Source organism: Streptomyces boluensis (genome assembly GCF_009908195.1).
GTDB classification, from domain to species: Bacteria; Actinomycetota; Actinomycetes; order Streptomycetales; family Streptomycetaceae; genus Streptomyces; species Streptomyces boluensis.
Genome location: NZ_JAAAHS010000250.1, coordinates 1 through 11,508 on the forward strand (window position 1 = coordinate 1; position 11,508 = coordinate 11,508).

Sequence of the window (11,508 nt, forward strand, 5' to 3'; positions counted from 1 at the left end):
CCCCACATCACAATTGAATCTCGCTCCCCCGCACCCCCTTGCCCACGCCTCGTGTAATCGTTTCCAATCCTCCGTGTAATCGATTCCACGGAGCCCACGAAGAGGTGGTCCCGAGATGGCGGGCATCAAGGATGTCGCTGCCGCGGCGGGTGTGTCCGCTGCCACGGTCTCGCGCGTGCTGAACGCGCACCCGTCCGTCAGCGAGGACGCCCGCGCGCGGGTGCTCGCCGCCGTGGCGGAGCTCGGCTATCGGCCCAACGCCGTCGCCCGCTCCCTGCGCACCGCCCAGACCCGCACCCTCGGCCTGGTGATCAGCGACGTGATGAACCCGTACTTCACCGAACTGGCCCGCTCCGTCGAGGAGGAGGCGCGGGCGCTCGGGTACAGCGTGATCATCGGGAACGCCGACGAATCGCCGCGGCTCCAGGACGACCACGTACGCACCCTGCTCGACCGGCGCATCGACGGGCTGCTCGTCTCCCCCACCGACGGCGGCTCGCCGCAGATGCTGGACGCGGCGCGGACCGGCACACCGACCGTGTTCGTGGACCGCTGGATCGCGGACGTCGACGTTCCGGTCGTACGGGCCGACGGCCGGGCCGCGATCCGTGACCTGGTCGCCCATCTGCACGGGCTCGGCCACCGCAGGCTCGCCATCATCGCGGGCCCCGCCGCCACCACGACCGGCAGCGAGCGCGTCGACGCCTTCCGCGCCGCGCTCGGCGAGTACGGCCTCGAACTGCCCGAGGAGTACGTGGGCCAGGGCGACTTCCAGGTCGCGAGCGGACGGCGGGCCACCGAGGCGTTCCTCGCGCTGCCCGAGCCGCCCGACGTGGTGTTCGCCGCCGACAACCTGATGGCCCTCGGCGCGCTCGACGCGATGCGCGCCCACGGCCTCGTCGTGCCGGACGACATCGCGCTCGCCGCGTTCGACGACATCCCCTGGTTCGTGCACACCGATCCGCCGATCACGGCCATCGCCCAGCCGACGCGTGAACTCGGCCGGGCGGCCGTGCGCGCGCTCGTCGCGCTGATCGAGGGCCGCCGTGCGCGGTCCCTGACGCTGCCCGCACGGCTGGTGGTACGCCGTTCGTGCGGCGCGCCGCCGCCGTCCGAGGAAGCCCGCACGACCCGCACGACCCGCCCGTCCCGTCCCCGAAAGAGGAGCAACCCGTGAGTCATCCCGACGAGTTGCTGCGTATCGAAGGGATACGCAAGACATTTCCCGGCGTCGTCGCGCTCGACTCCGTCGACTTCGACCTGCGCCGCGGCGAAGTGCATGTGCTGCTCGGCGAGAACGGCGCCGGCAAGAGCACGCTGATCAAGATGCTGTCCGGCGCGTACCGGCCGGACTCCGGGAAGATCCTGGCCGAGGGGCGTGAGGTGCGCATCCACGGTGCGCAGGACGCCGAGGCGCTCGGTATCGCCACGATCTACCAGGAGTTCAACCTGGTGCCCGATCTGACGGTGGCCGAGAACATCTTCCTGGGCCGGCAGCCGCGCCGCTTCGGTCTCGTCGACCGGAAGCGCATGGAGGCCGAGGCGGCCGAGCTGCTGAGCCGGGTCGGGGTCGCCGTGTCGCCGCGGACCCGGGTGCGTGAACTGGGCATCGCACGGCTGCAGATGGTGGAGATCGCGAAGGCGCTCAGCCTGGACGCCCGCGTACTGATCATGGACGAGCCGACCGCGGTGCTCACCTCCGAGGAGGTGGAGAAGCTGTTCGCGATCGTGCGCAGGCTCCGCGAGGACGGCGTCGGCATCGTGTTCATCACCCACCACCTGGAGGAGATCGCGGCGCTCGGCGACCGGGTCACGGTGCTGCGCGACGGCCGCAGCATCGAGCAGGTCCCGGCGTCCACGCCGGAGGCCGAACTCGTCCGCCTGATGGTGGGCCGCAGCATCGAGCAGCAGTACCCGCGCGAACGCGGCACCGCCCAGGAGGCCGACGGGGAGCGGCCGTTGCTCGCGGTACGCGGGCTGACCAGGAACGGCGTGTTCCATGACGTCAGCTTCGAGGTGCGCGCCGGTGAGGTGGTGGGCCTCGCGGGGCTCGTCGGCGCGGGGCGTACCGAGGTGGCGCGGGCGGTGTTCGGCGCCGATCCGTACGACACGGGCGCCGTCGACGTACATGGCGAGCGGCTGCCCCGGCACGACGTGAACGCGGCGATGGGCGCGGGCATCGGTCTGGTGCCCGAGGACCGCAAGGGCCAGGGCCTGGTCCTGGACGCCTCGGTGCAGGAGAACCTGGGTCTGGTCACGCTGCGCTCGGCCAGCCGTGCCGGGCTCGTCGACCTGCGCGGCCAGCGCACCGCGGCCGCGGGGGTGGCGGAGCGGCTCGGCGTCCGGATGGCCGGGCTCGACCAGCATGTGCGGACGCTTTCCGGCGGCAACCAGCAGAAGGTCGTCATCGGTAAGTGGCTGCTCGCCCGGTCCCGGGTGCTGATCCTGGACGAGCCGACGCGCGGCATCGACGTGGGCGCCAAGGTCGAGATCTACCAGCTCATCAACGAGCTGACCGCGTCCGGGCACGCCGTCCTGATGATCTCCAGCGATCTGCCCGAGGTGCTCGGCATGAGCGACCGCGTCCTGGTGATGGCGCAGGGCCGGATCGCCGGCGAACTCAGCGCCGACGACGCGACCCAGGACGCGGTGATGGCCCTCGCCGTCACCGCCCCGAACAGCACCGACACCGACACCGGCACCACCGGCTCGGGCGACAAGAACGACGACGCACACGCAGTAGTGGAGGACTCCGATGGCCGCTGACACGCTCAAGAGCACGACGGGCGCGGGTGGCGCCGGAGCGGTCCGCCGCTTCCTGCTCGACAACGGCGCGCTCAGCGCGCTGATCGTCCTGGTGGTGGCGATGTCGCTGCTCTCCGGGGACTTCCTCACCACGCAGAACCTCCTCAACGTCGGCGTCCAGGCCGCGGTGACCGCGATCCTCGCGTTCGGTGTGACCTTCGTGATCGTCGCGGCGGGCATCGACCTGTCGGTCGGTTCGGTGGCCGCGCTCTCGGCCACCGTCCTTGCCTGGACGGCCACTTCACAGGGCATACCGGTAGGGATCGCGGTTCTCCTCGCGGTGGTCACCGGCATCGCCTGCGGCCTGGTGAACGGCGCGCTCATCTCGTACGGGAAGCTGCCGCCGTTCATCGCGACGCTCGCCATGCTGTCGATCGGGCGCGGTCTGTCCCTGGTGATCTCGCAGGGCAGCCCGATCCCGTTCCCCGACTCGGTCTCCGTGCTCGGTGACACGCTCGGCGGCTGGCTGCCGGTGCCGGTCCTGGTGATGATCGCCGCGGGTCTGCTCACGGCGCTGATCCTGGGGCGTACGTACATCGGCCGTTCCATGTACGCGATCGGCGGCAACGAGGAGGCGGCCCGCCTCTCCGGCCTGCGGGTCAAGCGGCAGAAGCTCGTCATCTACGCCCTGTCGGGTCTCTTCGCCGCCGTCGCGGGCATCGTGCTCGCCTCCCGCCTCGTCTCGGCGCAGCCGCAGGCCGCTCAGGGGTACGAGCTGGACGCCATCGCCGCTGTCGTGATCGGCGGCGCGAGCCTCGCGGGCGGCGTGGGCAAGGCTTCGGGCACGCTCATCGGCGCGCTGATCCTCGCGGTGCTGCGCAACGGCCTCAACCTCCTCTCCGTGTCGGCGTTCTGGCAGCAGGTCGTCATCGGCGTGGTCATCGCCCTCGCGGTGCTCCTCGACACGGTGCGCCGCAAGGCCGGTGGCGGCGCGGGCGCGGGTGCCGGTGGTGCGGGTGCGGGTGGCGCGGCCGGCGGTACGGGCGGTAAGCGCGGCGCGCTCAAGCTGGCGCTCGCGGCGGTCGTGGTGGCGGCGGTGCTCGGCGCGATGTCGCTGTTCCAGTCCGGTCCGGCCGGTACGACGACGAAGGTCGGCATGTCGCTCTCGACGCTGAACAACCCGTTCTTCGTGCAGATGAAGGACGGCGCGCAGGCCGAGGCCAAGAAGGCCGGCATCGACCTGACCGTCACGGACGCGCAGAACGACCCGTCGCAGCAGGCCAACCAGTTGCAGAACTTCAGCGGCGAGGGCATGGGCGCGATCGTCGTCAACCCGGTCGACTCGGATGCGGTGGGCCCGGCGGTACGGGCCGCCAACAAGGCCGACGTACCGGTGATCGCAGCCGACCGTGCCGTGAACAAGGCGGAGACGGCCACCCTGGTCGCGTCCGACAACGTGGCGGGCGGGCGGCAGGCGGCCAAGGCGCTCGCCGAGAAGCTCGGCGGCAAGGGCACCGTGGTCTCGCTCCAGGGCACGCCGGGCGCCTCGGCCAGCCGGGAGCGCGGGCAGGGCTTCGCCGAGGGCATCAAGGCGTACCCGGACATCAAGGTGGTCGCCAAGCAGCCCGCGGACTTCGACCGCACCAAGGGCCTCGACGTCATGACGAACCTGCTCCAGTCGCACCCGGACGTCGACGGAGTCTTCGCGGAGAACGACGAGATGGCGCTCGGCGCGGTCAAGGCGCTCGGCGCGAAGGCGGGCAAGTCGGTGGCCGTGGTCGGCTTCGACGGCACCCCGGACGGGCTGAAGGCGGTCGAGGCGGGCACGTTGTACGCCTCGGTCGCGCAGCAGCCCGCGGAGATCGGCAAGATCGCGGTCCGCAACGCGATCCGGGCCGCGGACGGCAAGGACGTCACCGAGGCGGTGAAGGTGCCGGTGAAGGTCGTCACCTCGAAGAACGTGGCGGACTTCCGGTGACCCGCCCCCGCACGACCGGCCACCCGGCTGCCCGACGGAAGGAAGTGGCGCGGTGAAGCGCTCCGGCATCCTCAACCGCCAACTGGCGGGCGCCCTGGCCGAGTTGGGGCACGGCGACGGCGTACTCGTCTGCGACGCGGGCATGCCCATCCCGGACGGTCCGCGCGTGGTCGACCTGGCCTTCCGGGCCGGTACGCCGTCCTTCGCTGAGGTCCTCGACGGGCTGCTCGACGAGCTCGTGATCGAGGGCGGCACGGCCGCCGATGAGATACGCGCCGCCAACCCGGAGGCGGCCGCGCTCGTCGAGTCCCGCCTGCCCGAACTGCGGCTCGTACCGCACGAGGAGCTGAAGCGGCTGACCTCCGGCGCCCGCCTGGTGGTACGCACCGGCGAGGCCCGCCCGTACGCGAACGTGCTGCTGCGCTGCGGGGTGTTCTTCTAGCGGCGGCGGTTCCGTGGGTACGAAAGGGTCCGGTGCCGACCTCGCGCGGTCGGCACCGGACCCTTTCGTACCTGTGGGTGGTTCAGGCCTCGTTCTCAGGCCTCGTCGAGCGAGATGGCCTGTACGGGGCAGGCGCGTACCGCCTCGCGTACGAGGGGGTCGCCGTTGCCGTCGGCGCGGCCGGGCAGCACTTCGCTGAGCCCGTCGTCGTCCTGGGTGAACACGCCCGGCGCGGTGAGCGCGCACATGCCCGCGCCCATGCAACGGTCTCTGTCGATGTGGACCCGCACGTTCGTCTCCCGCGCTGTCTCCGGTGCCATGATCAGCCTCAACTCCTACCAGATGACGGGGAGTTCAAGCATCCCCTGGAGCGTGTCGCCCGGCTTGAACGGGATCTCCTCGGCCGGTACGGCGAGCGCGAGTCCCGGCAGCCGCCGGAACAGGGTGCGCAGCGCGATCTCCATCTCGGCGCGGGCGAGGTTCTGGCCCAGGCACTGGTGGATGCCGAAGCCGAAGGCCAGGTGGTGCCGGGTGCCGCGGTGCCATTCGAGCGCGTCGGGGGCGTCGTACACGTCGGCGTCGCGGTTGGTCAGCGAGGTGGAGAGGACCACGCCGTCGCCCGCCTTGATGGTGTCGCCCCCCTCGACCTCGATGTCCTCCTTGGCCACCCGCAGGATGCCGTCGGCGATGGACAGGAAGCGCAGCAACTCCTCCACCGCGTCGGGCATCAGGCTGTCGTCGGCACGCAGGGCGGCGAGCTGGTCGGGGTGCTGGAGCAGGGTGTACGTACCGAGCGAGATCATGTTCGCGGTGGTCTCGTGCCCGGCGACGAGCAGGATCGTGGCGAGCGCGACGAGTTCCTCGCGGTCCACGGTGCCCGCGGCGAGCTGCTGGGCGACGAGGTCGTCGAGGAGCCCGTCACCGGGGTTCTTGAGCTTGTCGTCGATCAACGACAGGAAGTACGCGTCCAGTTCGTCACGCGCCGCCTCCACGTCGGCCGCCGCGGGCCCGCGCAGCAGCCGCCGCGACTGCTCCTCGAAGAAGTCGTGGTCGGCGTAGGGCACGCCGAGGAGCGCGCAGATCACCATGGACGGCACGGGCAGCGCGAAGGCCTCGACCAGTTCGGCGCTGGAGCCGCGCTCCTCCATCGCGTCGATGAGCCGGTCGACGGTCTCCTGGATCCGGGGCCGCAGCGCGGCGATCCGCTTGACGGAGAAGCTGGGGATCAGCATGCGGCGCTGGGTGTTGTGCTTCGGGTCGTCGACGCCGAGCAGGGCGACGCGCCGGTTCTTGATGGCGGCGATACGCGCGTTGGGCATGGGGAAGCCGTCGGTGTCGCGGTCGGAGGAGAGCCGCTGGTCGGCGAGGAGCGCACGCGCCGCGGCGTGCCCGGTGACGGCCCACACGGAACGTCCGTCGTACAGCGTGACCCGCGCCAACGGCCGTGCGTCGCGCAGCGGTTGATAGGCCTGCGGAGGGTGGTAGGGGCAGGTGCGGTCCTGCGGGAACGCGACACCTTCGGCCCTCTCGCTGCCTTCGGCCGCTCCCCCTGCTCCCTCTGCTCCCCCTGTCTCGATTACTTCCACTACGTCGGCTGCTTTCAGTGCTTCCGTCATGCTGACCTCGCAAGCGTTCGGCCGGTCCTGCCGGAACCATTCGATGCCTCAGGCATCTAGAACGTCCACGGCAACACCGGCCAGATCACTCGCACCCACCACTGGCCGGTTTACGCCGTACAGGAAGCCTGGCCTCCCGCTCCTGGCTGGTCAACGACCCGGCGCGCGTGGCCCCGGCCGGGTTCGCGGCGGCCGGATCCCCACGTAAGTAAGGGCCGGAATACCGCACAGCGCGCTACGGGCGGGCGAAGGGGTACACGTCGAGCAGGCCGCACATCCCGAACTTGCCCTGCTCCACGGGCTGTTCGGCGTGCACCGTGGCGTCGGCGAGGGTCCCGGAGTCGCCCGCGGCGAGCCGGTCGAGCCGGTGCCCGGTCTCGGCGGCCGCGGCGGCGGCACCGCGTTCCCAGCGTGTGCGCCAGTCGTCGAGGCGGTCGCGGACCAGCGCGGTGGCCGCGGCGTGGAACGCGGCGAGCGCGTCCGGGCCCCGCGCCGCGCGCAGCGCGCGGTAGCCCTCGACGGCGAGGTCGCGGCGGGCCCGCGCCACCCGCTCCTGCTCGGCGCGCGGTGCGTCGGCGGGGATCGTGGTCGCCTCGGCGTACGCGCGCGGGTCGGCCAGGTACTCCGGCGGCAGCGTGAGTACGGCGTCCCCCGCCTCGGGCAGGCCGCTGTTCTGCATGAGGACGACGATGCGCAGGCCGCCCTCGTTGACGAGCCGGTGCACGGTGCCGGGCGTGAACCAGGCGACCGTGCCGGGCGCGAGCGGCGTCTCGGCGTACCCGGCGGTGGTGAGCGTCTGCACGGCACCGCGCCCCGCCGTCACCACGTACCCCTCGCTACAGGTGAGATGCAGGTGCGGGGTGCCACCGCGGCACCCGTCCGCGGCCGGCCAGTCGTACACGCTGAGGTGCGATACGGCCACGCCGCCGGGCAGCCCGTCGAAGGCGCCCGCACCGGGACCGCCGTACGCCGACTCCACGCGGTACGTCACGACGGGTCCCCCTCGATCCCTCGGCCCCTCGGCGCCTCGACAGCCGACGGCAAGCGCTTTCTGCACCGGGAACCTAAGGCGTGGGCGCCCAACGGTCAACGGTGCGACCCCGGTACGGACCGGCGCGGCAGCCACCCGGCAGGCGACCGGCAGGCAATCGGCAGGCAACTGGACGCCCCGCCGGCCGGACGCCCCCTGGCCGGATGACCCCTTGAACGGATCGCCGAAGCCCAGCCGCGCGCACAACCGGGCGCCAGGTGCGCCCGCCGACCGGCACACGTACCGCCGATCCCACGTACCCGCAGCTCACCGCGGTCGCGACATCTCGCCCGTACCGTGACACGGGCGCGGAAACCCTGACCGGCGCCCACCCTCGCCGTATCCCCGGCGGGGCGGCTGCACCATACTGGGGGCTTCCCCCCGACCCCGCACAGAACGACTCCATGCCTAAGACCAGTTCCTCCGTGACCGCCGCGCCCGCCACCACCTGGCTGGGCCACGGGCGCCACCTCGGGCCCTCGCCCGAGCAGGACGTCCGGCGCAACCTCATCGCACTCAAGGCCGCCGGGGTGATCGACGACTACCTCGATCTGGCCCCCGCGGACACCTCCGCGGCCGAGGTGGGCGGGATGCCCGACCCGTTCGAGAGCGAGGACACGGCGCCGCCCGAACCGACGGCCCGCCGGGTCTTCGAGGCCCGCTGGCGGGTGGACGAAGACATCACGGTGCGCGCGCAGTTGACGACGTACGACTCCGCCGGGCGGCGCCGCGACGACGCGGTGGTCGGCTGGGTGCTCGCCGCGGAGGCGGAGCGGACCTGGGACCTGGAGTGGCTGTCGCCCGCCACCGTGTTCTGGCCCGATGTCGACAGCACGGCCTGGGACCACGACACCGTGCCGGGCCCCCGGCTGCGGGCGCCGAACGCGCTGCCCGAGGACGACAAGGAGATGCGCCGCCTCCTGAAGTCCTGCGCCCGGCAGAGCTGGAACATCCATGTCGTCGTGCACGAGGCGATGACCCCCGACACCCTCGGCCGCCGCTCCCTGACCGCGTTCCTGCCGCCGGGCCTGCGGCACCGTGTGGTGGAGCACCGGGCCTCGCCGGAGCAGCTCCACATCGTCAACCACGCCATCAAGGACCTGGACGTGCGGGTGCCGCGCGGTGGGGCCGTCGTCCTGCCCACGTCGCCGTCGAACTCGGCGTACGACGCGGACGCGTTCGCCGTACGCAGCGTGTTCCTCGACGGCTCCGAGCCGACCGAACTCGTCGAGAAGATCACGGCGTTCGCCGGACTGCCGCGCAGCCTCAGCCCGGACGCGGCGCGCGCCGTCGAGCAGTTGCGGCAGCGCTGGCATCTCCTCACCGTCGAGGAGGAGTTGGCCCGCACGCGTGAGCTTGTCACCAAGTACGCGGACGCCCTCGACGCGATGACCAAGTCCCGTGACCTGTACCGGGAAGCGGCCGAACGCGCGCAGGCCGCGCTGGCCGAGGGCCCCGGCGCGGGGCCCGTGCCGCCGCTGCCCACGGACCCGTCCGTGAAGCAGGACGGCTCCCCGTTCAGCACGCTCACCACCGCCCTTGGACGGTTCAGGGACGTGTCGAAGCAGCGGCCCCGTAAGTAGCCGAAATGAAGTAGGCGAAATGGGGATGAGGGCCGTCCACGCCCCCTGTTAGCGTGGAACGTATGAAGGTCAGTGTCCGCATCAGCACCGCGACCGCGCGAGCGACCAGCTCGCCGGTTGCCGCCGCCTGACCCACTCCACCACTCCCCCGGCGACCGGAAACGGTTCGCCGGTGCGTCGTGGGCTCCCCCGCTTCTTCTCGCGCTCGTGGCCTTTCCGGTCTCCTCGACCCGAAGGGCCACTGCCATGAACACCGAGACCGGCACCACACTCAGCACCGAGCACACGCTGCGTACGTTCGTCGAGTTCTTCGAGGAGCGCGGGCACCGGCCCCTGAACGGGAGTTCACTGCTGCCGCCGCCCGGCGATCCGGTGCTGTTCACCACGTCGGGCATGCATCCGCTCACCCCGTACCTGGAAGGGCTGCGCCCGCACCCGCTCGGCCGTCGCCTGGTGAACGTGCAGCGCTGTCTGCGCACCACCGACCTGGACGAGGTCGGCGACTCCTCGCATCTGACCGTCTTCGAGATGCTGGGCTCCTGGTCACTCGGCGACTACGACCACCAGCAGAGCCTGCGCTGGGGCTTCGAACTGCTCAGGGACGGCTTCGGCATCCCCACCGGCCGGATGTACGCCACCGTGTTCGGCGGCGACGACCAGCTGGGCCCGGACACCGAATCCCTGCGCACCTGGGCCGAGTTGGGCCTCCCCGTGGAGTCGACGCGGGAAGAGAACTGGTGGTCCAACGGGCCGACCGGGCCCTGCGGCCCCGACTCCGAGCTGTTCGTCTGGACGGACCCCGAGGGCACCCCACCACAGGGCACACCGACGACGGACCCCCGCTGGGTCGAGCTGTGGAACCACGTCAGCATGCGCTTCAGGCGGTACGAGGACGGCCGCCTCGAACCCCTGGAGCGGCCGTCCGTCGACACCGGCATGGGCCTGGAACGGCTTGTGACCGTGCTGCAGGGGCGGACCTCCGTGTACGACACCGACCTCTTCGAGCCGTGGCGGCGGCTCGTACCGGGTCTGTGGGAGGTCGACGAGCCGTCGCTGCGCCTGGTCTGTGACCATCTGCGCTCCGGGATCGTGGTGCTCGGCGACGGCGTACGCCCGTCCAACACCGGACGCGGCTATGTGCTGCGCCGCCTCACGCGCAGGCTGCTGACCACGCTGTGGCGCGACGACCCGTCGCGGACGGTGTCCGATCTGCCGGTGGAACTGGTCGAGCACACCCTCGACCACTTCCGGCAGAGCCTGGGCAGCGGCCCGGTCCTGGAGCAACTGCGGGCCGAGGAGCAGCGGTTCGGGCGGCTCCTGGAACGGGGGCGGCGGGTGCTGTCCCGGCGGGAGTTCCGGGGCCCGCTGACCGAGCAGGACTACGCCTACCTGCATGACACCCACGGGCTGCCTCGCGAGCTGGTCGACGGCGGGCTGCTCGGCGAGAGGTGAGGCCACGGGCGAGAGTCGGGACCGGGAGTCAGGGGGCGAAGGTGATATTCAAGCGGCATGGCTCTCATTCACCAAACCACCCTGAAACCCACCAAGTTGGAACTCCTCACCGACTGGCTGCCCACGCGGCCGTGGTTCGCCGGGGAGGCGGCGCGCGTCCCGGAACTCGCCAAGGTCGGCGGGTTCCGGCTCGACGACCCGGAGGGCGAGGTGGGCATCGAGTTCATGGTGGTCACCGACACGTCCGGCGAGCACCCCGTCACGTACCACGTCCCGCTGTCCTACCGCGGCGCACCGCTCGACGGAGCCGAGGACGGGCTGATCACCACGCTGGAGCACGGAGTGCTCGGCACACGCTGGGTGTACGACGGCTCGCGCGACCCGGTCGTCCTCGCGCAGGTGCTCGCGCTGTTGCAGGGGCGTACCGAGGCGCAGGCGCAGAGCGAGACGGACACGCCTGACCCGTCGGTGGTGGCGCACTGCGACGGCCCCGTGCTCGGCACCGGGGTCGGAGTCGGGGTCGGGGTCGGGGTCGCGTCACTGTCCGCGTCCGACACGGCCGACGGCACCGTGATCGCCGTACGGACCGCCGCGGGGCCGGGTGGCCCGGCGGGGGTGGAGCTGTGGATCAGCCGCGTACTCGTACCGCTGTCTCTTATACA

General features: G+C 71.7%; 10 protein-coding genes. 7 read left to right on the plus strand and 3 right to left on the minus strand.

All coding sequences use genetic code 11. The features are described 5' to 3' along the window. Nucleotides 1-115: 115 nt before the first annotated feature. From GUY60_RS25840 to rbsD, 4 genes are read left to right on the plus strand one after another with little or no spacing between them, the layout of a single operon-like run. Nucleotides 116-1,177 carry a LacI family DNA-binding transcriptional regulator gene (locus GUY60_RS25840; protein WP_161701936.1) on the plus strand — a complete coding sequence of 354 codons (1,062 nt, stop codon included), beginning with the start codon at nucleotides 116-118 and terminating at the stop codon, nucleotides 1,175-1,177. Then, entirely contained in the window at nucleotides 1,174-2,766 is a 1,593-nt protein-coding gene (locus tag GUY60_RS25845; RefSeq protein WP_312866422.1) for a sugar ABC transporter ATP-binding protein, read from the plus strand. The genes GUY60_RS25840 and GUY60_RS25845 overlap by 4 nt, the downstream gene beginning before the upstream one ends. After that, nucleotides 2,756-4,723 carry an ABC transporter permease/substrate-binding protein gene (locus tag GUY60_RS25850; protein ID WP_161701939.1) on the plus strand — a complete coding sequence of 656 codons (1,968 nt, stop codon included), beginning with the start codon at nucleotides 2,756-2,758 and terminating at the stop codon, nucleotides 4,721-4,723. The genes GUY60_RS25845 and GUY60_RS25850 overlap by 11 nt, the downstream gene beginning before the upstream one ends. A 52-nt stretch (nucleotides 4,724-4,775) precedes the next feature. Next, the gene (gene rbsD / locus GUY60_RS25855; RefSeq protein ID WP_161701941.1) at nucleotides 4,776-5,165 is read left to right on the plus strand and encodes a D-ribose pyranase; all 390 of its coding nucleotides are present in this window, start codon (nucleotides 4,776-4,778) and stop codon (nucleotides 5,163-5,165) included. 95 nt (nucleotides 5,166-5,260) lie between these two features. On the opposite strand, the gene GUY60_RS25860 is transcribed toward rbsD, so the two are convergent. The 3 genes from GUY60_RS25860 to GUY60_RS25870 all read right to left on the minus strand — a co-directional run bounded on the left by GUY60_RS25860 (nucleotide 5,261) and on the right by GUY60_RS25870 (nucleotide 7,772). Next, on the minus strand, nucleotides 5,261-5,485 hold the full coding sequence (locus GUY60_RS25860) for a ferredoxin (RefSeq protein WP_188132911.1): 225 nt from the start codon (nucleotides 5,483-5,485) through the stop codon (nucleotides 5,261-5,263). Nucleotides 5,486-5,500: 15 nt separating this feature from the next. Next, complete coding sequence (locus GUY60_RS25865; protein ID WP_161701943.1) at nucleotides 5,501-6,781, minus strand: cytochrome P450; 1,281 nt, start codon at nucleotides 6,779-6,781, stop codon at nucleotides 5,501-5,503. 235 nt (nucleotides 6,782-7,016) lie between these two features. Then, nucleotides 7,017-7,772 (minus strand): cupin domain-containing protein, encoded by a 756-nt coding sequence (locus GUY60_RS25870; RefSeq protein WP_312866423.1) that lies wholly within the window; start codon nucleotides 7,770-7,772, stop codon nucleotides 7,017-7,019. A 443-nt stretch (nucleotides 7,773-8,215) separates the two neighbouring features. On the opposite strand from GUY60_RS25870, the gene GUY60_RS25875 reads away from it, so the two are divergent. From GUY60_RS25875 to GUY60_RS25885, 3 genes are all read left to right on the plus strand, one after another. Beyond that, on the plus strand, nucleotides 8,216-9,394 hold the full coding sequence (locus GUY60_RS25875; protein ID WP_161701945.1) for a hypothetical protein: 1,179 nt from the start codon (nucleotides 8,216-8,218) through the stop codon (nucleotides 9,392-9,394). 246 nt (nucleotides 9,395-9,640) lie between these two features. Continuing rightward, on the plus strand, nucleotides 9,641-10,846 hold the full coding sequence (locus GUY60_RS25880; RefSeq protein ID WP_161701947.1) for an alanine--tRNA ligase-related protein: 1,206 nt from the start codon (nucleotides 9,641-9,643) through the stop codon (nucleotides 10,844-10,846). 57 nt (nucleotides 10,847-10,903) lie between these two features. Further along, nucleotides 10,904-11,508: maltokinase N-terminal cap-like domain-containing protein (locus GUY60_RS25885; protein ID WP_161701949.1), on the plus strand; the 605-nt coding region annotated here is incomplete at its 3' end.

Bases quoted from the DNA above. Each gene is read 5' to 3' on its own strand.
- GUY60_RS25850 (WP_161701939.1), top strand. From the start codon at position 2,756: ATGGCCGCTGACACGCTCAAGAGCACGACGGGCGCGGGTGGCGCCGGA.
- GUY60_RS25865 (WP_161701943.1), bottom strand. From the start codon at position 6,781: ATGACGGAAGCACTGAAAGCAGCCGACGTAGTGGAAGTAATCGAGACA.
- GUY60_RS25840 (WP_161701936.1), top strand. From the start codon at position 116: ATGGCGGGCATCAAGGATGTCGCTGCCGCGGCGGGTGTGTCCGCTGCC.
- GUY60_RS25880 (WP_161701947.1), top strand. From the start codon at position 9,641: ATGAACACCGAGACCGGCACCACACTCAGCACCGAGCACACGCTGCGT.
- GUY60_RS25860 (WP_188132911.1), bottom strand. From the start codon at position 5,485: ATGGCACCGGAGACAGCGCGGGAGACGAACGTGCGGGTCCACATCGAC.
- GUY60_RS25875 (WP_161701945.1), top strand. From the start codon at position 8,216: ATGCCTAAGACCAGTTCCTCCGTGACCGCCGCGCCCGCCACCACCTGG.